Origin of the sequence: Enterobacter sp. HG048, assembly GCF_024702055.1 — a bacterium.
Classification (GTDB): domain Bacteria; phylum Pseudomonadota; class Gammaproteobacteria; order Enterobacterales; family Enterobacteriaceae; genus Enterobacter; species Enterobacter dykesii.
The window spans coordinates 405,180-426,254 of record NZ_JANLIZ010000001.1 but is presented as its reverse complement, the minus strand read 5'-3'; the positions used below and the strand labels follow the sequence as shown (position 1 = coordinate 426,254).

Here is a 21,075-nt window from a genome sequence, read left to right as displayed (position 1 = left end):
GCTTTTGCAGCACCTTGTGACTTTCAGGGTTACGAGGACTCTTCATGCAAAGTAATGTCTCCACGCACGGCATGGCCGTTGCGCCCCACCATCTTGCCAGCCAGAGCGCGCTGGCGGTGCTGCGCGAAGGCGGCAGCGCGATAGAAGCGATGGTCGCAGCCGCGGCCACCATTGCCGTGGTTTATCCGCACATGAACGGGCTGGGCGGCGATGGCTTCTGGCTTATCGTGCCGCCGGAAGGCGAACCTGTCGCCATTGATGCCAGCGGCGCGGCGGGATCGCGTGCGACGCTCGCCGCCTACGACGGGCTGGCGCATATCCCCCATCGCGGCCCCCGCGCGGCGCTGACCGTCGCCGGCACGGTGAGCGGCTGGGACGAGGCGCTGAAGGTCTCGCGCGAGTTGACCGGCAAGGCGCTGCCGCTGGCCCGCCTGCTGGCCGACGCCATTCACTATGCGAAGAACGGCACGCCGGTCACGGCCTCGCAGGCCAATGCCACGGCCAGCAAATTCGACGAGCTGAAGGACGTCCCCGGCTTCGCGGAAACCTGGCTGGTGGACGGTAAGCCGCCGCAGGTCGGGAGCCGTTTTTACCAGCCCGCCATGGCCACGACGTTGACGCGCCTGGTGGAAGACGGTCTGGACAGCTTTTACCGCGGCCCGCTGGCGGACGTGCTGGCGCACGGCATGGAGACGCTGGGCCTGCCCGTGACGCTGGCCGATCTTAACGCGCACGCTGCCCGGCGCACCGCGCCGCTGAAGCTGCAGCATCAGCAGGGGGAGATCTTTAACCACGCCCCACCGACGCAGGGGCTGGTCTCGCTGGCGATACTCGGCATCACCGACCGCCTGAACATGGCCGAGGCCGACGACGCCGACACCATTCACCGCATCGTTGAAGCCACCAAGCTGGCCTTTGGCCTGCGCGATGCCCACATCACCGACCCGCGCGAGCTGAAAACCGATATTCAGGGTCTGCTGGATCCCGCCGCCCTGCAGGCGCTTGCCGACAGGGTTGACGACGGCCGCGCCGCGCCGTGGGGCACCGGAAAAGGCCCCGGCGATACGGTGTGGATGGGGGTGATGGACAGCAGCGGGCTTGCCGTGTCGTTTATCCAGAGTATCTATCACGAGTTCGGCAGCGGCGTAGTGCTGCCCGACACCGGCATCGTCTGGCAGAACCGCGGCGCATCGTTCAGCCTCGATCCCGCCCATCTTCTGGCCCTCGCGCCGGGCAAACAGCCATTCCATACCCTGAACCCGGCCGCTGCGCGTCTGAACGACGGACGCGTGATGGTCTACGGCTCCATGGGCGGTGACGGGCAGCCGCAAACCCAGGCCGCGCTCTTTACCCGCTACGCGATTCAGGGCGTGCCTTTACAGGAAAGCATATCCCGCCCGCGCTGGCTGCTGGGGCGCACCTGGGGACAAACCTCGGACACCTTAAAGCTGGAAGGACGCTTTACCGCTGAGACGGTCTCACGGCTTCAGGCACTCGGACACGAGGTGGAAATGTTCCCTGACTTCAGTGAAGCGATGGGCCACGCGGGCGCGATTGTCCGCCACCCCAACGGGCTGTTCGAAGGGGCATTTGACCCGCGCAGCAACGGCGCGGCGGCCGGATTCTGAGGAGAAAACAATGACGACACAACAACCCGACTGGCAGGCGTATCTGGCGCAAATGGAGTCCGTGCTCGGCGTGACGCTGGACGATGCCCGCCGCGCCGAGCTGCAGCTGCAGTTCAGCCGCATAGCAAGCATGGCCGCCCCGCTGATGGCGCTGCCGCTCGACGACCGTCTGGAGATCGCAGGAGTGTATAAAGCATGAGGCTACACGAGATGAGTATCAGCGCAATCCAGCATGCGCTGGGCGCGGGCGAGCTGAGTGCCCAGGAGATAGCCCGCCAGACGCTGGAGGCAATTGCGCGCGTTAACCCGCAGATCAATGCCTGGACCGCCGTGACGGAAGCACGCATGCTCGCCGAAGCCGAGAGCATCGATACCCTGCGCCGCGAAAAGCGCCCCCTGCCTCCGCTGGCGGGCGTGCCCTACGCGGTAAAAAATCTGTTCGACGTTGCCGGCCACACCACCCTCGCCGGGGCAGAGCTGTTCAGCCAGCGCCCTGCCGCGGCCGCTGACAGCTTCGCGGTGCGCCAGCTGCGCAGCGCGGGCGGGCTGCTGACCGGGATGGTGAATATGGACGCCTACGCCTACGGTTTTACCACCGAAAACAGCCACTACGGCACGACGCGTAACCCGCACGATCTGGCGCGCATTGCGGGCGGGTCGTCCGGCGGTTCAGCGGCCGCCGTGGCCGCCGGGCTGGTGCACTTTTCGCTCGGCACCGACACCAACGGCTCGATTCGCGTTCCGGCCTCCCTGTGCGGCATCTACGGCCTGAAGCCCACCTTTGGCCGCCTGTCGCGATCCGGCAGCCATCCGTTTGTCGCGAGCCTGGATCATATCGGTCCTTTCGCCCGCCGCGTGTGCGATCTGGCGTCCGTGTACGACGCGCTGCAGGGCCGGGACAGCAGCGACGCTTTCCAGGCAGAGAGCTCGCGCGAGCAGACGCGTCCCCTGCTAGACCGCGGGCTTGAAGGCCTGCGCTGCGCGGTGCTCGGCGGCTATTTCACCACCTGGTGCGACGCGGATGCCAGAGACGCCGTGGCGCGGGTGGCGAAGGCGCTCGACGTGCAGGATGAGCTGCAGTTCCCGGACGCAGAGCTGGCGCGTTCCGCGGCGTTTATCATCAGCGCCTCCGAAGGGGGAAATCAGTACCTGCCCGCGCTTCGCCGCGAGCCCGAGCGTTTTGAGCCGCACTCCCGGGAACGCCTCCTGGCGGGCGCGATGATCCCCTCCGCCTGGTACATTCAGGCCCAGCGGTTTCGCGCGCACGCCCGGCAGGCGTTTAAAACCCTGTTCGCGCAGGCCGACGTGCTGATCGCCCCGGCAACGCCGCGTAGCGCGACGCTCGCGGGTGAGCAGACCATGGAGATTAACGGTCAGCCGCTCCCCATCCGCGCCAGCATGGGGATGCTGACCCAGCCGATATCATTTCTGGGCCTGCCCGTGACCACCGTTCCGCTGCGCACCGCGCAGGGTGCGCCGATTGGCCTGCAGCTGATTGCCGCGCCGTTTAACGAGCAGGCCTGCCTGCGCGTCGCGCGCGTGCTGGAAGAGAGTGGGATCGCCGACGCGCGTACGGCGGAGGTGGCCGCATGATGAATCACGATGACATTAACCTCCCGTGGGTGGTTGCAGAGGTGACCGCCGCGTTTTACCGCTATGAAGACGCGCTGGTGAGCAACAACGTTGCGGTGCTGGACGAGCTGTTCTGGCACGACAAAAACACGGTGCGTCTGGGGGCGGGTGAAAACCTGTATGGGATTGATGAAATCCGCGCCTTCCGGGCGGCGCGCCCCGCCGCCGGGCTACAGAGGACGCTGCGTCATACCGTGATTACCACTTTCGGGGAGGATTATGCCGTGTGCAGCACCGAGTTTACTCGTGAGGGGACGGAACGCATTGGCCGCCAGCAGCAGACGTGGGTGCGGTTTGCCTACGGGTGGCGGATCGTGGCGGCGCAGGTGAGTTTGATGTCGTAGGCCGGGTAAGGCGTAGCCGCCACCCGGCAAAACATCGCACAATTATTTCTGAAACGGATGCACCTCCCGCCAGTGATCGGCAATCTGCTGGCGGGTACAGACCCACACCCGCTCGTGCTGCTGCACGTAATCCAGGAAACGCTGCAGCGCGCGAAAACGCCCCGGTCGCCCCAGCAGGCGGCAGTGCATGCCGATGGACATCATCTTCGGCGCGCTGTCCCCCTCTTCGTACAGCACGTCAAAACTGTCCTTCAGATAGGTGTAAAACTGCTCGGCGGTGTTAAACCCCTGCGCGGTGGCGAAGCGCATGTCGTTCGCATCCAGCGTATACGGCACGATCAGGTGCGGCTTGCGGGAGCCGTCGCTGCAGGCCACTTCCGTCCAGAAGGGCAGATCGTCGCCGTAGTAGTCGCTGTCGTAGTCGAAGCCGCCGTGCTCTACCACCAGCTGGCGCGTGTTGGGGCTGTCGCGCCCGGTGTACCAGCCCGTTGGCGGCTTGCCGAACAGGTCGGTCAACACGTGCACCGCCTTGTGCAGGTGTTCGCGCTCCTGGCTGATATTCATGCTCTGGTAGTGGATCCAGCGCCAGCCGTGGCTGACTACGTCGTAGTCCGCTCCCTTGATTGCCTCGACGATCTCCGGGTGACGCGCCAGCGCCATCGCCACGCCGAAAACCGTCAGCGGCAGGCCGCGCTTTTGAAATTCATTGTGGATCCGCCAGAACCCGGCGCGGCTGCCGTATTCGTAGAGGGAGTCCATCGACATGTGCTTATCCGGGTAGCTGGCCGCGCCGATAATGTCCGACAGGAACTGCTCGGATCCGGCATCGCCGTGCAGAACGTGGTTTTCCGCCCCTTCCTCATAATTGAGCACAAACTGTACGGCGACGCGCGCCTGATTCGGCCACCGCGCGTGCGGCGGGTTGCCCGCGTAGCCGCGCAGATCCCGCGGGTAATCCTGTTCAAAAAGCCCCATTGCCACCCCCAAAAATTAAAATGGATTCAGTACCTGAAAATGTCCGCTTAACGCTTTTTTCTCGGGGAAAGCCAGATCCCCGTGCTTGCTGGTCGACAGCCCCAGCGCCACCAGCGATTCCACCATCTTCACCGCCGCGCTGACGCCGTCGATGACCGGCACGTGCAGCTCGCGGGTCAGCTCCTGCGCCAGGGTCGCCATGCCGCCGCAGCCCAGCACGATGGCGCCGCAGCCGTCCTCTTTCAGCGCCTGTATACAGCGCGCGCGCACCTTCTCCTGCGCCAGACCGCTGCCGTCCTCCAGCGCCAGCACCGGGAGATCGATAGCGTGCAGCGCCGCGCAGCGATCGTGAAAGCCATACTGGTGCAGCAGATGGCGGGCAATAATCAGCGTGCGCGGCAGCGTGGTCACCACCGAAAAGCGCGTCGCCACCAGCGTCGCCATATGCATGGCGGCTTCGGCGATGCCGACCACCGGCCCCTGCGCCAGCTCGCGCGCCGCCAGCAGACCCGGATCGCCAAAGCAGGCAATCACGTGACCGTCCACGCCCTGCTCTCTGCCTTTTTTGATTTGTTCGAGGACGCCGACGGCGGCGATGGCTTCATCAAAGTGGCCCTCTATAGACGGCACGCCCGCGCTCGGGCAGACCGCGAGGATCTCCGTCCCCGGCGCCGCCACCGCGCGGGCCGCCGCGCCGATGGTTTCCGTCATGGCGAGGCTGGTGTTGGGGTTGATCACTTGTATACAGACAGACATTACGACTCCTTGTGGCCGGCAAACAGCCGGGCAAAATCAGGCAGGCACTCGCCCGCCCGCTCGAAGCAGAGGCTGGCGACGATATGTTCAAAATGGTGCATTAAGGCATCACTTAGCGGCTGGAGCGCCTTCTGGCGCAGCAGATCCACCAGCTGTTCGTGATCGTTGCAGCGGCACCCCTGACGCCACGGCGCGCCCCAGGTGGCAATCACCAGCGAGGAGCGCTGGCTCAGGCCGGTCACCATCTCCGTCAGCACCTGGTTGCCGGAGATGGCCTGCAGCTGAATGTGGAAATTGGCGGAGTGGCGAATTGCCGCCGGGCCGTCGTAGGCCTCGTGCGCCTGCTGCTCCTGGCGAATGATGGCGTCCAGCGCGGCAAGGTGCGGCGGCTGGCAGCGGGCCAGCACGTCCGGCAGGTTGGCGACCTCCAGCAGGGCGCGGGTGCGAAAGATGTGCTGCGCCTCTTCCACCGTCGGGCTGGCAACGTGTGCACCACGCTTGGGCGTTAAGGTGACCATTTGCACAGCGGCGAGTCGTTGAAGCACCTTGCGGATGCCCGTGCGGCTTACCCCAAACACTTCGGCCAGCGCCTCCTCCGGCAGTTTGCTCCCCGGCAGCAGCTGATGTTCGACAATCGCGGTCATCAGCGCCTGAAAGATCGATTCGTCTTTGTCATGCAGGTCTGGCGCGGTCTGCAGGGCGTTTATGTTGTTCATTCACCACTCCGTCTTTTACTCTTCGTTATCGAATCGTATACATAAAAATAAAATATTGCATACAAGATTTATTATTTGGCCTGGATCCTGCAACACCGTTTGCACTCCCACTCAACGGGTTTTCATTCACAGGAGCAGGTTTCATGCCAAACAGTCAAAACGCGCAGCAGGGTACGGCCGCTGATTCCGGTGCGGTTTACAGCCCACGTCTTTGCAATGAGGATCTGGCACCGACGCGTGACCAGAACTGGAGCTGGTACAACATCTTTTCTTTCTGGATGTCGGACGTACACAGCATGGGGGGTTATGTTGTCGCCGCGAGCTTCTTTACGCTCGGGCTGGCAAGCTGGCAGGTGCTGCTCTGCCTGCTGGTGGGGATTTGCATCGTGCAGCTGTGCGCCAACCTGGTGGCCAAACCGAGCCAGATGGCGGGCGTGCCCTACGCGGTGATCAGCCGTCAGGCGTTTGGCGTGTTCGGAGCCAATATTCCGGCGGTGATCCGCGGGCTGATTGCCTTCGCGTGGTACGGCATTCAGACCTATCTGGCCGCCAATGCCCTGATGCTGGTGGCGCTGAAGTTCTGGCCGTCGCTCTCTTCGCTCACCGTCGGCTCGCTCCTGGGCCTGTCGCATCTCGGCTGGATCTGCTTTGCCATTATGTGGGTACTACAGGCGATGGTCTTCTGGCACGGCATGAGCGCCATCAAGCGCTTTATTGATATCGCCGGTCCGGCGGTCTACGTGGTGATGCTGGCCCTCGCAGGCTGGATTGTATACAAGACCGGCTTTGACGGGATCTCCTTCACCCTCGCCAGCAAATCCCTGAGCGCGGGCGAGCAGACCTGGCAGATGATTACCGCGACCGCGCTGGTGGTGTCTTACTTCTCCGGCCCGCTGCTCAACTTTGGCGATTTCTCCCGCTACGGCAAAAGCATGGGCGAGATCCGCCGCGGCAACCGCTGGGGGCTGCCGTTTAACTTCCTGCTGTTCTCCATCGTCACCGTGGTGATTGTCTCCGGCACCCAGTCGCTGTTTGGCCGCATGATCACCGACCCGATCGAAACCGTCAGCCGCGTGGGCAACGATCTGGCCGTGGCGATTGGCCTGCTGACGATGATCACCGCCACCATCGGAATCAACATCGTCGCGAACTTCGTCTCCCCGGCGTTTGATTTCTCTAACTGCTCGCCGCAGAAAATCAGCTTCCGCACCGGGGGAATGATTGCCGCCGTCGGCTCTATTCTCTTAACCCCGTGGAACCTGTTCAACTCGCCGGAGCTTATCCACTACACTCTCGACGTGCTCGGGGCGTTTATCGGCCCGCTGTTCGGCATTCTGATTGCCGACTTCTACCTGATTAAGCGCGGCAAGGTGTCGGTTGACGATCTGTTCGACGACACGCCAAAGGGCAAATACTGGTACCGCAACGGCTTCAACCCGAAAGCCATTGGCGCGCTGATCCCGTCCGTTGCCGTGGGCCTGGTGATTAGCTTCATCCCGGCCCTGCATGAGGTGGCGAACTTCAGCTGGTTCATCGGCGTCTTCCTCGGCGGCGTGACCTACCGCTGGCTGGCGCGGGAAGATCGCGAGACGGCAGGCGCGACGTCGTTCAGCTCCCGCGTGGCAACGCAAAAAGAGTAACCCCTCCTCCTCGGGCCGCAGCCTATCTGCGGCCCGTTCATTCTGGCACCGTTCTTGCTGCGCCTTATCACCCCGCTACGCATACACTAAGGCAGGAACCATGATGGATTATCAGACAGCAATCCGCGGCGCATTTTTTGATATTGCCCAGGTCTGCGACAGCGCAGACGCGATTGCCCAACACGCGCGCTATCTTGACGACGGGGTGCTGTTTATACAGAACGGAAAAATTCTGGCGCAGATGCCGTGGCAGGAGGGCGAGCAGTATCTCGACCCCCACAAGGGCTACACCGACCTGCGCGGCAGGCTGCTGCTGCCCGGTTTTGTCGATACCCACGTCCATTATCCGCAAACGGAGATGATCGGGGCCTTTGGCGAGCAGCTGCTGGAGTGGCTGACCACCTACACCTTCCCGGTGGAGAGCCAGTTTTCCGATGAAGCCTACGCGAAAGAGATCGCCGAATTTTTCATTAGCCAGCTGGTGAGCAACGGCACCACCACCGCGCTGGTGTTTTGTACGCTGCATCCGGAATCGGTCGAGGCGCTGTTTACCGAAGCCCTGCGCCTGAACATGCGCCTTATCGCCGGAAAGGTGATGATGGACAGACACACGCCGGACTACCTGAGCGAAGACGCGAAGCAGAGCTACCGGCAGACGCGGGAGCTGATCCAGCGCTGGCACCATCGGGGACGGCTGGGCTATGCCATTACCCCGCGCTTTGCCCCGACGTCATCCCCCGAGCTGCTTGCGGCGGTCAGCCTGCTCAGAGAGGAGTTTCCGGATACCTGGATGCAGACCCACCTGAGCGAAAACCCCAACGAAGTGGCCTGGGTGAGCGACCTCTGGCCGGAGCACGAGCGCTATCTGGACGTGTATCACCACTACGGCCTGACCGGAGAGCGCAGCGTATTTGCCCACGCGATTCATCTTCACCACAGCGAGTGGCAGTGCCTGCATGACACCGGTTCGGCGGTGGCGTTTTGCCCTACCTCTAACCTGTTTCTCGGCAGCGGGCTGTTTCGCCTGCCCGCCTGCTGGCAGCACAGGGTGCGAATGGGCATCGGCACCGACGTCGGCGCGGGTACCACCTTCAGCATGCTGCGCACCCTGGGGGAAGCCTACAAGGTCGGCCAGCTTCAGAGCTACCGCCTGCGCGCCAGCGAGGCCTTTTACCACGCCACGCTGGGCGGCGCGCACGCCCTTCGGCTGGACGATAAGATTGGCAACTTCGCGCCCGGCAAAGAGGCGGATTTCGTGGTGATCGACCCTGACGTGACGCCGCTGCAGCGCCTGCGCAATCGCCGCTGCCAGGATATCTACGAGCAGCTTTTTGTGCTGATGACCCTCGGCGACGAGCGCAACATCAGCGAGACCTGGGTCAACGGCGAGCGGGTGTGGTCAACTTCCCCGGTAGGTTGACCACCCGCCGGGCGCAATCACAAACGGCAGGTGGAAATGCTCGTCTGCCGTTTCTCCCGTCACAAAATCAATTTGCGCGCAGGGGTATAGCGTGTCGCGACCGGTTTCGCTAAACCATTCGCCGATCTCCGCCACCAGCCGGTAACTTCCTGCGGGCAGAGAGGGAATGAACGCGGCGATGCGCCCCTGGGCGTTGGTCACGCCTGTGGCCAGCGTGTTCCCGTCCTGTTGCAGATGAACCGTCACGCCCTCTGCGGGTTTGCCCGTCGAAATATCGAGAATATGGGTGCTAAGTGTGCTCATTCGCTAATAACTCCTTCCAGCCGTAGCAGCGTAATTTCCCGTAGCTGTTCCAGCGCGGCATGGATTTCCTGCGCGTCGCTGTTCTCCAGCCGCGCGTGCAGCGCCTGTAAAATCTCCTCGCCGCTGCGGCCCTTCGCGCGGATCAGAAACACGCGTCCGAAGCGGGCCTCGTAGCGGGCATTGCCTTCGCGCAGCGCCCGGGCAAGGGCAGCATCGCGATCGTTCACCGCACCCTGCTCCTGGCGCGACAGCGCCGCCTCCGCCTGTGAACCTGCAGGTTTTTCCCCGATACGCGGATGGGCGCTCAGGGCCTGCGCCAGCGCCGCTTCGTCCCAGTTTTGCGTCAGCGCGTTTGCCGTACTGAACAATTTGTCCCGGCTGTCGTATGGCCGCCCCAGCGCCAGCGCATCGGCCCAGCCGGGGAGCGCCACGCAGGGGTGAATCAGCGCTAACGCCTTTTCGTAGGGAAGATGATTGAAGTCGTGCAGTGCGATCATAGTGTCTCCTTTATTGTCTTCCTCCGGGCTGTTGCACAAACCACGCCACTCTGAGTGCGGGCGTGAAACAGTCGATTCCCTGTAGCTCAACAGGAAATTTTTGATTCAAAAAAAGGCATGCTCACCGTGTTTACGCACCTTAGCAGTGCAAACGTCTCCCTCACAACGCCGATTTCGCCACTCTGCAGCCTGGTACGCAAATTGCTGAATGTCATTACACCCTGCAAAAGGAGAGAAGCATGAGAGCAATCGTCATTGGTGCGGGTATTGGCGGCCTGAGCGCCGCCGTAGCGCTGAAGAAAGCGGGCATCGACTGTACCGTGTTTGAAGCCGTCAAAGAGATCAGGCCCGTCGGGGCGGCCATCTCCATCTGGCCGAACGGCGTGAAATGCATGCAGCACCTCGGCATGGGCGACATCATCGAGACCTACGGCGGTCCGATGCGTTTTATGGCCTACAAGGATTACCGGCGCGGCGATACCCTGACCCGCTTTAGCCTTGCCCCGCTGGTTGAGCGTACCGGCGGGCGTCCCTGCCCCGTCTCGCGCGCTGAGCTTCAGCGCGAAATGCTGGACTTCTGGGGGCGCGACAAGGTGCAGTTCGGCAAGCGCGTCGAACGCGTAAGCGAAGACGACGCGGGCGTGAGCGTGACATTCACCGACGGCACCACGGCAGCCGGTGATTTTCTGATTGCCGCCGACGGCAGCCACTCGGCGGTTCGCCCTTACGTGCTGGGTTATACCCCGGAGCGCCGCTACGCCGGGTACGTGAACTGGAACGGGCTGGTGAAGATTGACGAAGAGATCGCCCCGGCGCACCAGTGGACCACCTTCGTTGGCGAAGGCAAACGCGTGTCGCTGATGCCCGTCTCCGGCGGACGATTTTACTTCTTTTTTGACGTGCCGCTGCCCGCAGGCCTGGCGGAAGATCGCACCACCCTGCGCGCCGATCTCACGGGCTACTTCCGCGGCTGGGCGCCGCCGGTGCAGAAGCTTATCGCGGCGCTGGATCCGGAAACGACCAACCGCATTGAAATCCACGATATCGAACCGTTCGACAGCCTGGTGCGCGGCAACGTCGCGCTGCTCGGCGATGCCGCGCACAGCACCACGCCGGATATCGGCCAGGGCGGCTGTGCGGCGATGGAAGACGCCGTGGTGCTGGGTGAGTGCCTGCGTGAAAACCACAACATCACGCTGGCGCTGCGGCAGTACGAGGCGCTGCGCTGCGACCGGGTACGCGACCTGGTGCTGAAGGCGCGTAAGCGCTGCGACGTCACCCACGGGAAAGACATGGCGTTGACGCAGGCCTGGTATCAGGAACTTAAAGAGGAGACCGGCGAGCGCATCATCAACGGTCTGTGCGAGACCATTCAGGGCGGCCCGTTGGGCTGAACGTAAGAGGGATAACCATGAAAAGAGAACCGACTCCACCCGCCCACTGCACGTTTGAGCCAGAGGACTGGCTGCGTCTGGCGAAATGCTGGCATCCCGTCGCGCGCGCCTGTGACGTCGGCCCGGCGCCGGTCAAGGCGACCCTGCTGGACGAACAGCTGGTCATTTACCGGATCCACGACCAGGTCGTGGTCGCCCGTGACGTCTGCCCGCACCGCGGCGTGCCGCTGACGCTCGGCTTTCACGACGAGCACGGGATTATCTGTCCTTACCACGGCTTACGCTTTGGAGAAGACGGGCGCTGCAACCGTATTCCGTCCAGCCCCGACCAGCCCGTTCCGGCGAAGCTGAACCTGATTAACTACGCCGTAGAAGAGCGCTTCGGCCTGATCTGGACCTGCCTGGCGTTTGACCCGGACAATCCTGTGCCGCTGCCCACCATGCCGCACTGGGATGACGACGGGTTTCAGCAGATCAACTGCCCGGCGTTTGAGGTGAACGGCTTTGCCGGTCGTCAGGTAGAGGGGTTTCTGGACGTGGCGCACTTTGCCTGGATCCACACCGATACCTTTGCCGATCCCAATAATCAGCTTGTGCCCGCCTATCAGCCGCAGGAGACGCCGTTTGGCTTCGTCGCAGATTACTGGAGCTCCGTGAGCAACTATCCCGCCAGTTCGGATATACAGGCGCCGGAAGGATTCCAGTGGCTGCGCCATTTTGAAATGCACCTGCCGTTTACCGCCACCCTGACGATTCATTTTCCGGGAGAATCGCGACTGGTGATCATGAACGCCGCGTCGCCCGTCTCGTCACGGGTAACCCGCATGTTCGCGCCGATCGCGCGTAACTTTGACCTGCATATTCCGGTGGAGGATGTACATGCCTTCAATCTGCGGATTTTTGAAGAGGATCGCCTGATGGTCGAAACCCAGCGCCCGGAAAGTCTGCCGCTGGATCTGACGCTGGAAGCCCATATTCCCGCCGATAAAAGCTCAATTGCCTACCGTCGGGGACTGAAGAAGATGGGCTTTGGCGAATTTTTCCTCGTGTGACGGAGGCCGATATGCTGAGCGTAATTGTTGACGGACTGTGGCGTGAGGGTGATAAAAGCCTCGCCGTCAGGCTGGTGGCTGAAGACGGTACCGCGCTGCCGGCGTGGCAGCCCGGCGCGCACGTTGATGTCCACCTGCCCTGCGGCGCGGTGCGCCAGTATTCCCTGACCGGTGCGTGTGGAGACGAGAGCTATCTTATCTGCGTGGGGCGGAAAACCGCTTCGCGCGGAGGATCGCGCTACGTTCACGAGACGCTGCGACCCGGGCAGAAATTAGCGATCTCCACCCCGCGCAATCTGTTTCCGCTGCATCAGGCTGAGCGGGTGTTGCTGCTGGCGGCGGGCATTGGCATTACGCCGCTGTATGCGATGGCCCTGCAGCTGAAGGCGTCCGGAACGCCGTTTACGCTGCACTATTACGTCAGAAACCGCGAAAGCGCGGCGTTTGCGCGCGAACTCTCCCGGTTCGGTGAGTGCCACATTCATACCATCAGCCCGCGCACGGCGCTGGCAGAGCATCTCCCGGCGGCTGAGGCAGGCCTTCAAGCCTGGAGCTGCGGCCCGGCAGGGTTTATGGAAAAAGTGCGTGAGGTCGCCACGGCGAAGGGATGGGATGACGCCCATCTTCACAGCGAGGCGTTCCAGCCCGCAGCGCCTGCCGAAGGCGGTGACGCGGGCGAGATCTTTACGGTCAAACTGGCCTCCACCGGGGAGCGCTGGCCGGTGCCCGCGGATAAGACCATCGCTCAGGTGCTGCAGGAAAATGGCGTGGACGTGCCGCTTTCCTGCGAGATGGGGATCTGCGGGGCGTGCCTGACGCCGGTGATTGACGGCGTGGCGGATCATCGGGATAGCGTGCAGTCGGACGCAGAAAAAAGCGCGGCAGACCAGCAGGTGGCGCTCTGCTGTTCGCGGAGCCATTCCGGGGAGCTGGTGATCGGGCTGTAAAACGCCATAAATATCCTCCGGCACAGCCGGAGGTTTTTCAGATATGCCAGTAAGGCTTTGTTATCAGACGCCTCCCGGCTGCCACGCATAATCAATATGGCTGGCCTGCTCGCGCGCCAACGCGTCATCGCCCTGCAATCGCGCCGCCAGGGTAAAGGCGAAATCAAATACTTTACCCAGCCCACGGCCGCTCAGCAGATTGCCGTCTTCCACCACGTCGGCATCGACGTAGATGCCATCGCTGACTGTTTTCCACAGATCGCCGGAGCAGACATAGCGACGTCCCTTCAGCAGTCCATTGCCGCCCAGCACGCGGGCGGCTGCGGAGCAAATCGGGCAGATATACTTGCCCGCTTCATCGTGGCGGCGGACGAAGGCAATGACCTCCGCGCTATTAGCAAGGTTAACGCTGCCTTGCGGGCCACCCGGTAACACCACGGCGTCAAAAGTCCGATCGAGACTGGCCTGCAGAGTACTGTCCGCCACCACAGGGATGGCGTGATAGCTCACCACTTCGCGACTCTCGCCGCAGGCAATCGTCTGCACCGTAATATTCAGGCGGCGCAGGATATCGATAGTGACAATCGCTTCCCCTTCTTCAAAACCAGGGGCTAATAGCACGGCTACGCTTTTCATTTTGCTCTCCATTGCTTAAGGGTTACCAGTACGGGTGCCAAATCTGTCGCAGCCGCGCCAGCAGTTCAAGATAGAAATAGTCTCCCCAGCTACAGCACTGATCGACGCCCTTACCGCTGCCCATATGATAAACCGAGTGCTGCAGCAGCCCTTCGGTCGGATCGTCGTCGTGAGCAAGGTAGTTATCGGTCAGCGACAGCGCAATACGCAGCGCCATCTCTTCATAATACGCACGGTTTGCGTCGAGCGTCGGCAGCGCCTTGACCAGCTCCAGCAGGCCACAGGCGGCAATCGCCGCCGCTGAACTGTCGCGCACAGCGTCGGTACCGAGCAGGGCCAGATCCCAGTGGCAAACATCATCTTCCGGCAGACGGTTGAGGAAGTAATGCGCCAGGCTGCGTGACAGCTCCACCATCTGCTTATCGCCGGTGTGCTGATAGCTGAGCAGGAAGCCGTAAATGCCCCATGCCTGTCCGCGCGACCAGCACGAGGTATCGCTGTAGCCCTGATGGGTGTTGCCAAAGCGCGGCTCACCCGTCTGCACATCCATATAGTAAGTGTGATAAGTCGAGGCATCTTCACGCACGATATAGTGCGCGGCCTGTCCTGCATGAGCCGTCGCCGCCTGCGCATAGCGCGGATCCCCGGTCTGTTCGCTGGCCCAGTACAGCAGCGGCAGGTTCATATTGCAGTCGATGATCATTCGCCCCTGCTGCTCCGGGTCGTTTAAATCACCCCACGCCTGAATAATGTTGGCCGTCGGGTTAAAACGCTCCATCAGGCGCTCGGCTGCCAGCAGCGCCGACTGGCGAGCGGCTTCGTTGCCGGTGAGGCGCCAGGCGCTGATGCAGGAGAGCGAATAGAGGAACCCGAGATCGTGCGTTGCGGTGTCGATGCGCTGCTCAATACGCCGGGCGAACGACGGTAAATAGCGTTCGGCGGCTTCACGATAATGCGCTTTGCCGGTCATCTCCCACGCCAGCCACAGCTGGCCAGGCCAAAAGCTGGTGGTCCATTCCACGTTATCGGTGCGCGGCCAGACGCCCTTCTCACAGGCCTCACCGGGGAACTTATCGCCGAAGGCGACAATATTTTTGTCGAGCTTGCGCGTGACGCGGGTTAACGCCGCTTCCAGCTTCTGGCTCAGCGCCAGGCGATCGACCTGATGCAGTTCGATCGGCCGCAGCGCTTCGGTGATAACAGATTTGGTCATAACAACTCCTGAATTAATGTTTGGCCGGTTCAACCGGGGCGGTATCTAAAGCCGGAGCAAAGGATCGTGAGTCATCGCGCTTCGACTGGCAGCGCGACAGCGTAAAGGCGGAAATCAGCGTAAATACCAGGGCGCAGCTGCCCATCAGCAGATAGGTATGCTCAAAGCCTATCCTGTCGTACAGATAGCCGGCAGGTGGGGCGACCACAATCGAACCCACGTAAATCATCGCCTGGTAGCCCAGCAGGTACATCGTGGCGTTAACCCGACGATGGAAATGCTCGGCGATGTATTTGAAGACCGAGATGAGCAGCAGCGCGATCTCGACGCCATAAAACGGTTTGATGATGGAGATGACAATCGGGTCACTGGTCAGCCCGGAGGCTATCAACCGTGCCCCGACCACGCAGCCGCAGAACAGCAGGCCGCGCTTAGCGCCGTAGTGGTTCACCAGCCACGGGATAAACATCATCATCACGAACTCCATCCCCGACTGGACGGTACTCAGGTAGCCGTACCAGGCATTCCCCTGCTCTTTGGTGGCGAAGAACGAGACGAAGTAGCGCGGGAACTGCTGTTCGGCGATAAACATCATCCACGCCACCCCGGCGACATAGAGGCTGAACATCCAGAATTTGCGGTTTTTCAGGAGCATCAGCACATCGGCGAAGACGATCTTATTAGCGGAAATGACGCTGTTATTGCTCAGCTGTTCATCCCCGATTTTGAGGCTAATCAGCACCAGCAGCATCAGTATCGAGGTACCGCTGCTGAGGAGAAAGTTTGCCAGTGGGGTGACGTTAAACAACAGCCCGGAGACCGACGCCGCCATCGCCCAGCCCAGTGAACCCCACATTCTGATGCGGCCAAACTCCAGGCCGTACAGGCGGCTAAAGCGGTCGGCGTAAGATTCAGACGCCGCCACGCCGGCGTACCAGCCCAGGCTCAGATACAGCGCGCCGATGATAATCCCCGCCATCGCATGGCTTTGCAGCAGCGGCTGGTAAACCAGCGCAAAAAACGGCGCCATCAGCGCAGAAATGGCGCAGACAAAATAGAGCAGCCACTTGCTCATGCCGATTTTGTCCATGATGTAGCCGTACACCGGCTTCAGGACCACCGCGAAGACGCCATTAATAGCGAACACGCTGCCGATGGTGACGCTATCGAGGCCCACTTTCTGGCTCAGCCACAGGGCGTACAGGCCAAAGCTGGATGACCACGTGAAGAAGTAAAGGAAAATAAAGGTACTCATTTTGTACTGCGCGACGCGTACGGACGATGATGTGCTCATAGCGATGCCTCCGGAGCCAGAACGAGCGTCGTTTCCTGTCGTGCCGTCACGAAGCGTACCGCGTCATCGCTAATGAAGGCCTGCGGGCAGCGTTGCGGATCGAAGTCGGCGGCATTTCCCGCCCACACCGCGCTGATTAACACATGCTTACCGGGGTCGAGCTCGCCGCGCAGCACTGGCACCGCTGCGCGCTCGGCGAACAGCAGATTACTGTTTGGCGGCGTCACCACCGTCTCGCCGCGGCGAGCGTGCGGATGTAAACAGAAAATGGCTGAGACATCCCGGGCATTGCGTAACCAGCAGGCGCTGTCGCTCTCGTGGACCTGCGGCTGCGGGCGGTTTGCCAGGCTAAAGCCGCCTTCCGCGCAGTCCAGCGCGCGCCGGGTATTGATACGATGAACGCGCAGCTGCCAGTCGCCCAGCGCCAGCAGCCAGCTATCAATCACCACGTCGCGCCACGGCAGCCAGCGGCTGTAAATAGTGCCGTCAGCGGTGACCACGTGCTGGCACTCGCGGCGGCCACGCCAGTAGTTATCCTTTTCGGCCAGCAGCAGCATCGAATCGGGCGCGGCATGGTTCAGGCCGTAGCGGCCGCGTTCGATGGTGAAGCCAAAGCGGGTGGAATAGGCAAATTTGCAGTATTTCGCTTCGGTGTTCACGAAGTTGTTCAGCTCCAGCTGGCCGGACGTCAGCATCCACAGGTGGTCGACCTGATGTACCACCACCTGATCCGCGTGGGCTATCGTGTGCTGCGCGGGCAACGGCGGCAGCGGCAGCTCAGCCGCCTGCCAGAAGGCATCGCCCTCATCTAATGCCAGTACCAGCAGGGTCTTCAGGCCCCAGTACGGCGACCCCGGCGCGTTGTAGTCTTCCGCCATCGCCAGGTTCGGATAGCTGTAACCGACGCTCAGTATGCCGTCGCGGTCGAATATCGGCTGCTTCAGCCACCAGCGCAGATGGCGCAGGACGATGCCCTTCATCACGCCGGGCGAAAAGACTTCCAGCCCGGCGAAGGCCGCCGCACTCCAGAACGCCGCCTCGGCAAAGCGGTAGGTCAGGCTACGGCCAAACGGGATCGCCGCGCCGTCTTCGGCAAAGAAATGGATGAAGTCAGAGGAGAAACGCGCGGCCCGGTCACGCAGCGTTGCACAGCGCTGTGGATCGACCCCGGCCATGAGCTTCGCGTAAATCAGGCCATAGAAATGGAACCCCATCGAGATGTAATAGTCGCGCGGCCGTCCCGGACCATCGGCATACCAGCCATCGCCGAGATAGTAGTGCTCCATGGCAGCAAAATGATCTTCCAGCGCCTGCGGGTTGGTCGGCATGCCGCAATAATGGAAGCCGACCTGCACCAGAATCGGGAAGAAGTGCCAGTTGTTATCGGGGATTTCCTGGGTCTCGCACTGCTTTAGCCAGCGCCATAAATGCTCTTTCTCTGTCTCAGTGAAGTGTGCCAGTACGGTTTCACCCGCCAGCGCCAGCAGCAGCCCGTAGGCCGCCATCTCGACGATTCGCTGATCGTAAGGCCCGACGTCGCCCCAGTAATCGGCATGCTGCGGATCGGTGCCGTTTTTTATCGCCTGTAAATAGAATGAGAAGTGCTGCGGCTCGCTGCCGCCAGCCAACAGCGGCGTCACGCCCCACAGCAGGCGGGAAAACGTTTCCATGCTCGCCACCTGCTGACCGTAGTGAGCGGTAAAGTTCGCTAAATCAATGCGGCTGGCGTCTTTTTTAAAATAAGGCGTCACCGCGCTCAGCATGTCGTTGACCAGCCGTAGCACCTCTTCCCGGCTTGTCAGTGGATTATCCAGATGAATATTTTCAGGTTGCACAGGGTCCTCCCGCATTACACGAGGGTAGAGATAAGTTATTGTTATTAGGCTTTTTAAAGCCACGAGTGCGACGTCTGTATGAAGAGTAACTGCTTTTATTCCTGGCGCTGAGTGAGCAGACTCACAAAATTAAACCGCCATTTCATTTTTTCTGGATTTTGTCGGCCGCGAGGGGGATAAATTACAAATGATGGCCTAAAAATTTAAATCTGTTGTTCTGGAGGTAATATGGGTGAAACGCAACTGCTGGAACGCATTACGCTCGATCGGCAGGCCATTTCTTTTAACCGCTTGAACGCCACCAGCGCGATGTACTACCACTGGCATCAATGCGTTGAATTGCTCTATATTTCCAGCGGCTATGGCATCGTGGTGGTGGATAATCAGCACTACACCGCCCGTCCGGGGCGATTGTTTATCTTCCCGCCCTTCCGTTTGCACAAAGTGCAGGTCGATCATAGCGATAAGAACCCCTATCACCGCACCACCATGCACATTGAACAATCGGTCGTCGACAGCGCGCTCGGCGCCTTTCCGCGCCATCAGGCCCGGTTCGCCGCGCTGGCTGCCAGCAATATGGCGGCGCAGGTTTACGATCTCAGCGAGCACGCGGCGTTTATCGAGAGGATCCTTGAACAGTTTCAGCGCCTGGAGGGCTACGAGCAGACCGAGGCCTGCGAGGTGGCATTTCTGGTGATGCAGCTCATGACGTTTCTGCCCGAGCAGCCGCAGCCCTACCCGCCGCGCCAGCAGACCGTCGCCTCGCGGATTATGAGCTGGGTCGAAGCCCACTATGCCAGCAAGTTTTCGCTCGACCAGCTAGCCCACGACCTGGGGCTTTCGCGCAGCTATACCTCACGAATTTTCCGCCAGCAGACCGGCGGTACCCTCCACGAATATTTGCTGACCCGGCGAATAAAAAGCAGCTGCGAGCTGTTACGGTACGGCGATGAGCCTGTTGACGCCATTGCTCTGGCAGTCGGGTTTAGCGAGGTGACCTATTTCATTACCTGCTTTAAAAAGATGATGCTTCAGACGCCACTGCAGTATCGGCGCAGTATCCGCTGCACCAGGATTCCCCGTTAAGGAATTTTTAACCAATCAAAAGGAGGGGATTCTGTGCATAAAAAAACCCAGGTCGCATAACGACCTGGGTTTCGAATTTGGCGGAAGCGTAGAGATTCGAACTCTAGAACCCTTTCGGGTCGCCGGTTTTCAAGACCGGTGCCTTCAACCGCTCGGCCACGCTTCCAAAGTGAGGCGCACTATAAACATCTATTAGCCCCTTGTAAAGCAGGAATTTTTCTATTTTGACCTGCCGGCGTTTGACTGCGCAAAAATCACCCATATGCTTGCCGCACACCGGTCACAGCCCACTTGTACATACCGTTACACAGCAACGCTCATCCTTTTAAATCGCTCTGGTATAGAATGCCACAAAAATAAACGGTCATTTGTTGTGTAATTGTTATAAATCTGAGTGCTCACAGATTTAGAAATTACTGCCATGCAGTGTTACTGGTTGATGATGAAAATCAAAAATACGCTTTGCTTACATATCCTGATGGCGACCCTGGCCATTTTGTTCCTTTGTGTTCACCCGCTGGTGACGAGCTTCAATCCGCCCCTCACCTTCCAGCCGCTGATTAAATCAATGGCGGGCACGCCTAAAGAACAGGCGGAAAAAATTGCGACTATTTCCCATGCCTTAGAAGGAAATGCTATTTTTTTCATTGGCGCGTCTGAAGTTGCCACCTCAGAAGATGAACATTACGCCGTATATAATTACTTTAATAAGCAATTGCACAAACCCGTCGTGGCGTATGGCGATGCGTTCGTCGATGATGAAACGCAATTTTTACTGTTCTCACGTTTTAAAAATAGCCTTAACGCAAACAGTAAAGTTGTTTTACTTTTGGCTCCTGACAGTTTTTACTCAAAAGGACTGCCACCGGCTATCTATGCCGATAATTTCCCGGGCTCTATTTTTAATCCTTTGATGAAGGATCCGCAGGCGCACCCGCTGCTGGTTAATTATTTAAAGCATATTGATAGTAAAGAAATAAGCCATTTAACCTTTGGCCAAATGCGGGTCTTTGGCTGGCACCCCGATCTGATGTGGGACGAGCTGAGCTTCCAGTTTGCCAACGTCTGCACCCTGATAAAAAACGACTGGCTGGCGCTGCTCAACGTCACGCCCCAGACGGTACATCCCTGGCCGCAGCAGCCAACCACCCACGTTGCCCCCGACTGGGATAAAGAGCTGGCGAATGCGCGCGAGTTAAATAAAAAACGCCAGCAGAGCCCGGCTACGCTGTGGATGGACAAAACGATTTACGAAGAGGACGGTTCGCGGCAACAGTGGGATGATACGCCGGTCGTGCCTGCGCAAATCGCCGCGCTCAGTAGAACCGTCCAGCTGCTGAAAGAACGTCACGTGCAGGTGATTGCTATCGTCGACCCGGTTAATCCCTGGGCGCTTTACAATACCGATACCTTCCGCCCGGTGGATAAGCAAATAAAAACCATTCTGGAAAAGAACCAGATCCCTTATTTAGATATGTACGCCATGCCTTATCAGAATGGCTGGAACTGGGATCGTTTGCACCCTTCCGAACTGGCCTGGGTTCCTATGATTCGCTTTATTGCACAGAGTTTTAAATGATGAAAATCGCGATCCGTCTTTTTTTCCTTTATCTCCTGCTGGCGATCACCATCGTCGCGTGGACCTCTGTCGATGACAGCATGAGTATGCAGCTGCATTTTGAATATCAAAAGTTCTGAGGCCGAATG

20 protein-coding genes, 1 tRNA gene and 1 pseudogene are annotated in these 21,075 nt (G+C 60.4%); 12 read left to right on the top strand and 10 right to left on the bottom strand.

Features of this window, described 5'->3' with window-relative positions:
* The first annotated feature begins 44 nt into the window (after window positions 1-44).
* Genes hpxW through hpxZ form a run of 4 tightly spaced genes read left to right on the top strand, consistent with a single transcriptional unit; the run spans window position 45 to window position 3,604 of the window.
* Window positions 45-1,628: an oxamate amidohydrolase gene (hpxW, locus tag NUX24_RS02030; RefSeq protein WP_257829653.1), complete on the top strand. Its 1,584-nt coding sequence runs from the start codon at window positions 45-47 to the stop codon at window positions 1,626-1,628.
* A 10-nt stretch (window positions 1,629-1,638) separates the two neighbouring features.
* A complete protein-coding gene (gene hpxX, locus NUX24_RS02025; RefSeq protein WP_028012637.1) occupies window positions 1,639-1,827 on the top strand; it encodes an oxalurate catabolism protein HpxX in 189 nt (62 codons plus the stop codon).
* Entirely contained in the window at window positions 1,824-3,221 is a 1,398-nt protein-coding gene (locus tag NUX24_RS02020; RefSeq protein ID WP_257829648.1) for an AtzE family amidohydrolase, read from the top strand. The genes hpxX and NUX24_RS02020 overlap by 4 nt, the downstream gene beginning before the upstream one ends.
* The gene (gene hpxZ / locus NUX24_RS02015) at window positions 3,218-3,604 is read left to right on the top strand and encodes an oxalurate catabolism protein HpxZ (protein WP_045354537.1); all 387 of its coding nucleotides are present in this window, start codon (window positions 3,218-3,220) and stop codon (window positions 3,602-3,604) included. Before NUX24_RS02020 ends, hpxZ begins: the two co-directional genes overlap by 4 nt.
* 42 nt (window positions 3,605-3,646) lie before the next feature.
* Here hpxZ and puuE read toward each other — a convergent pair whose 3' ends face one another.
* The 3 genes and pseudogenes from puuE to NUX24_RS02000 all read right to left on the bottom strand — a co-directional run bounded on the left by puuE (window position 3,647) and on the right by NUX24_RS02000 (window position 6,051).
* Complete coding sequence (gene puuE / locus NUX24_RS02010; RefSeq protein WP_257829979.1) at window positions 3,647-4,546, bottom strand: allantoinase PuuE; 900 nt, start codon at window positions 4,544-4,546, stop codon at window positions 3,647-3,649.
* Window positions 4,464-5,335: pseudogene (hpxA, locus tag NUX24_RS02005) on the bottom strand (allantoin racemase). The gene puuE and the pseudogene hpxA overlap by 83 nt, the downstream one beginning before the upstream one ends.
* Window positions 5,335-6,051 carry a GntR family transcriptional regulator gene (locus NUX24_RS02000; protein WP_047652808.1) on the bottom strand — a complete coding sequence of 239 codons (717 nt, stop codon included), beginning with the start codon at window positions 6,049-6,051 and terminating at the stop codon, window positions 5,335-5,337. Before NUX24_RS02000 ends, hpxA begins: the two are co-directional and overlap by 1 nt.
* Before the next feature lie 143 nt (window positions 6,052-6,194).
* On the opposite strand from NUX24_RS02000, the gene NUX24_RS01995 reads away from it, so the two are divergent.
* A complete protein-coding gene (locus NUX24_RS01995) occupies window positions 6,195-7,691 on the top strand; it encodes an NCS1 family nucleobase:cation symporter-1 (RefSeq protein WP_214576368.1) in 1,497 nt (498 codons plus the stop codon).
* A gap of 100 nt (window positions 7,692-7,791) precedes the next feature.
* The gene (guaD, locus tag NUX24_RS01990; RefSeq protein ID WP_257829643.1) at window positions 7,792-9,111 is read left to right on the top strand and encodes a guanine deaminase; all 1,320 of its coding nucleotides are present in this window, start codon (window positions 7,792-7,794) and stop codon (window positions 9,109-9,111) included.
* Here guaD and uraH read toward each other — a convergent pair.
* Window positions 9,091-9,414, bottom strand: coding sequence for a hydroxyisourate hydrolase (gene uraH, locus NUX24_RS01985; RefSeq protein WP_126328185.1), 324 nt, complete (start codon window positions 9,412-9,414; stop codon window positions 9,091-9,093). The genes guaD and uraH overlap by 21 nt on opposite strands.
* On the bottom strand, window positions 9,411-9,911 hold the full coding sequence (gene uraD / locus NUX24_RS01980) for a 2-oxo-4-hydroxy-4-carboxy-5-ureidoimidazoline decarboxylase (RefSeq protein WP_257829641.1): 501 nt from the start codon (window positions 9,909-9,911) through the stop codon (window positions 9,411-9,413). Before uraD ends, uraH begins: the two co-directional genes overlap by 4 nt.
* 239 nt (window positions 9,912-10,150) lie before the next feature.
* Between uraD and hpxO the strand changes: the two genes are divergently transcribed.
* The 3 genes from hpxO to NUX24_RS01965 are packed head-to-tail and all read left to right on the top strand — an operon-like array spanning window position 10,151 to window position 13,304.
* Entirely contained in the window at window positions 10,151-11,305 is a 1,155-nt protein-coding gene (hpxO, locus tag NUX24_RS01975; RefSeq protein ID WP_257829639.1) for an FAD-dependent urate hydroxylase HpxO, read from the top strand.
* A gap of 17 nt (window positions 11,306-11,322) precedes the next feature.
* Window positions 11,323-12,357, top strand: a complete 1,035-nt coding sequence (gene hpxD / locus NUX24_RS01970; RefSeq protein ID WP_126328182.1) for a molybdenum cofactor-independent xanthine hydroxylase subunit HpxD — start codon at window positions 11,323-11,325, stop codon at window positions 12,355-12,357.
* A gap of 11 nt (window positions 12,358-12,368) precedes the next feature.
* The gene (locus NUX24_RS01965) at window positions 12,369-13,304 is read left to right on the top strand and encodes a PDR/VanB family oxidoreductase (protein ID WP_257829636.1); all 936 of its coding nucleotides are present in this window, start codon (window positions 12,369-12,371) and stop codon (window positions 13,302-13,304) included.
* A gap of 63 nt (window positions 13,305-13,367) precedes the next feature.
* On the opposite strand, the gene NUX24_RS01960 is transcribed toward NUX24_RS01965, so the two are convergent.
* The 4 genes from NUX24_RS01960 to NUX24_RS01945 are packed head-to-tail and all read right to left on the bottom strand — an operon-like array spanning window position 13,368 to window position 18,282.
* Window positions 13,368-13,940, bottom strand: a complete 573-nt coding sequence (locus tag NUX24_RS01960) for a DJ-1/PfpI family protein (RefSeq protein ID WP_257829633.1) — start codon at window positions 13,938-13,940, stop codon at window positions 13,368-13,370.
* Window positions 13,941-13,962: 22 nt separating this feature from the next.
* Window positions 13,963-15,153: a glycoside hydrolase family 88 protein gene (locus tag NUX24_RS01955; RefSeq protein ID WP_257829629.1), complete on the bottom strand. Its 1,191-nt coding sequence runs from the start codon at window positions 15,151-15,153 to the stop codon at window positions 13,963-13,965.
* A 13-nt stretch (window positions 15,154-15,166) separates the two neighbouring features.
* Entirely contained in the window at window positions 15,167-16,447 is a 1,281-nt protein-coding gene (locus tag NUX24_RS01950) for an oligosaccharide MFS transporter (RefSeq protein WP_047652817.1), read from the bottom strand.
* The gene (locus tag NUX24_RS01945; RefSeq protein WP_257829627.1) at window positions 16,444-18,282 is read right to left on the bottom strand and encodes a DUF2264 domain-containing protein; all 1,839 of its coding nucleotides are present in this window, start codon (window positions 18,280-18,282) and stop codon (window positions 16,444-16,446) included. Before NUX24_RS01945 ends, NUX24_RS01950 begins: the two co-directional genes overlap by 4 nt.
* Window positions 18,283-18,510: 228 nt before the next feature.
* On the opposite strand from NUX24_RS01945, the gene NUX24_RS01940 reads away from it, so the two are divergent.
* Complete coding sequence (locus NUX24_RS01940) at window positions 18,511-19,368, top strand: AraC family transcriptional regulator (RefSeq protein ID WP_257829625.1); 858 nt, start codon at window positions 18,511-18,513, stop codon at window positions 19,366-19,368.
* Window positions 19,369-19,446: 78 nt separating this feature from the next.
* Here NUX24_RS01940 and NUX24_RS01935 read toward each other — a convergent pair.
* A tRNA-Ser gene (locus NUX24_RS01935) sits at window positions 19,447-19,534 on the bottom strand.
* 276 nt (window positions 19,535-19,810) lie between these two features.
* Here NUX24_RS01935 and NUX24_RS01930 point away from each other — a divergent pair.
* Window positions 19,811-20,947, top strand: coding sequence for a D-alanyl-lipoteichoic acid biosynthesis protein DltD (locus NUX24_RS01930; RefSeq protein ID WP_257829976.1), 1,137 nt, complete (start codon window positions 19,811-19,813; stop codon window positions 20,945-20,947).
* A complete protein-coding gene (locus NUX24_RS01925; RefSeq protein ID WP_023335174.1) occupies window positions 20,944-21,066 on the top strand; it encodes a hypothetical protein in 123 nt (40 codons plus the stop codon). The genes NUX24_RS01930 and NUX24_RS01925 overlap by 4 nt, the downstream gene beginning before the upstream one ends.
* The last annotated feature ends 9 nt before the right edge of the window (window positions 21,067-21,075 follow it).

What these genes read in the sequence shown, in the direction of transcription:
- hpxW (WP_257829653.1), top strand. Translation starts at nt 45, where the DNA reads ATGCAAAGTAATGTCTCCACGCACGGCATGGCCGTTGCGCCCCACCAT.
- hpxX (WP_028012637.1), top strand. Translation starts at nt 1,639, where the DNA reads ATGACGACACAACAACCCGACTGGCAGGCGTATCTGGCGCAAATGGAG.
- NUX24_RS02020 (WP_257829648.1), top strand. Translation starts at nt 1,824, where the DNA reads ATGAGGCTACACGAGATGAGTATCAGCGCAATCCAGCATGCGCTGGGC.
- hpxZ (WP_045354537.1), top strand. Translation starts at nt 3,218, where the DNA reads ATGATGAATCACGATGACATTAACCTCCCGTGGGTGGTTGCAGAGGTG.
- NUX24_RS02000 (WP_047652808.1), bottom strand. Translation starts at nt 6,051, where the DNA reads ATGAACAACATAAACGCCCTGCAGACCGCGCCAGACCTGCATGACAAA.
- NUX24_RS01995 (WP_214576368.1), top strand. Translation starts at nt 6,195, where the DNA reads ATGCCAAACAGTCAAAACGCGCAGCAGGGTACGGCCGCTGATTCCGGT.
- guaD (WP_257829643.1), top strand. Translation starts at nt 7,792, where the DNA reads ATGATGGATTATCAGACAGCAATCCGCGGCGCATTTTTTGATATTGCC.
- uraH (WP_126328185.1), bottom strand. Translation starts at nt 9,414, where the DNA reads ATGAGCACACTTAGCACCCATATTCTCGATATTTCGACGGGCAAACCC.
- uraD (WP_257829641.1), bottom strand. Translation starts at nt 9,911, where the DNA reads ATGATCGCACTGCACGACTTCAATCATCTTCCCTACGAAAAGGCGTTA.
- hpxO (WP_257829639.1), top strand. Translation starts at nt 10,151, where the DNA reads ATGAGAGCAATCGTCATTGGTGCGGGTATTGGCGGCCTGAGCGCCGCC.
- hpxD (WP_126328182.1), top strand. Translation starts at nt 11,323, where the DNA reads ATGAAAAGAGAACCGACTCCACCCGCCCACTGCACGTTTGAGCCAGAG.
- NUX24_RS01965 (WP_257829636.1), top strand. Translation starts at nt 12,369, where the DNA reads ATGCTGAGCGTAATTGTTGACGGACTGTGGCGTGAGGGTGATAAAAGC.
- NUX24_RS01960 (WP_257829633.1), bottom strand. Translation starts at nt 13,940, where the DNA reads ATGAAAAGCGTAGCCGTGCTATTAGCCCCTGGTTTTGAAGAAGGGGAA.
- NUX24_RS01955 (WP_257829629.1), bottom strand. Translation starts at nt 15,153, where the DNA reads ATGACCAAATCTGTTATCACCGAAGCGCTGCGGCCGATCGAACTGCAT.
- NUX24_RS01950 (WP_047652817.1), bottom strand. Translation starts at nt 16,447, where the DNA reads ATGAGCACATCATCGTCCGTACGCGTCGCGCAGTACAAAATGAGTACC.
- NUX24_RS01940 (WP_257829625.1), top strand. Translation starts at nt 18,511, where the DNA reads ATGGGTGAAACGCAACTGCTGGAACGCATTACGCTCGATCGGCAGGCC.
- NUX24_RS01930 (WP_257829976.1), top strand. Translation starts at nt 19,811, where the DNA reads ATGAAAATCAAAAATACGCTTTGCTTACATATCCTGATGGCGACCCTG.
- NUX24_RS01925 (WP_023335174.1), top strand. Translation starts at nt 20,944, where the DNA reads ATGATGAAAATCGCGATCCGTCTTTTTTTCCTTTATCTCCTGCTGGCG.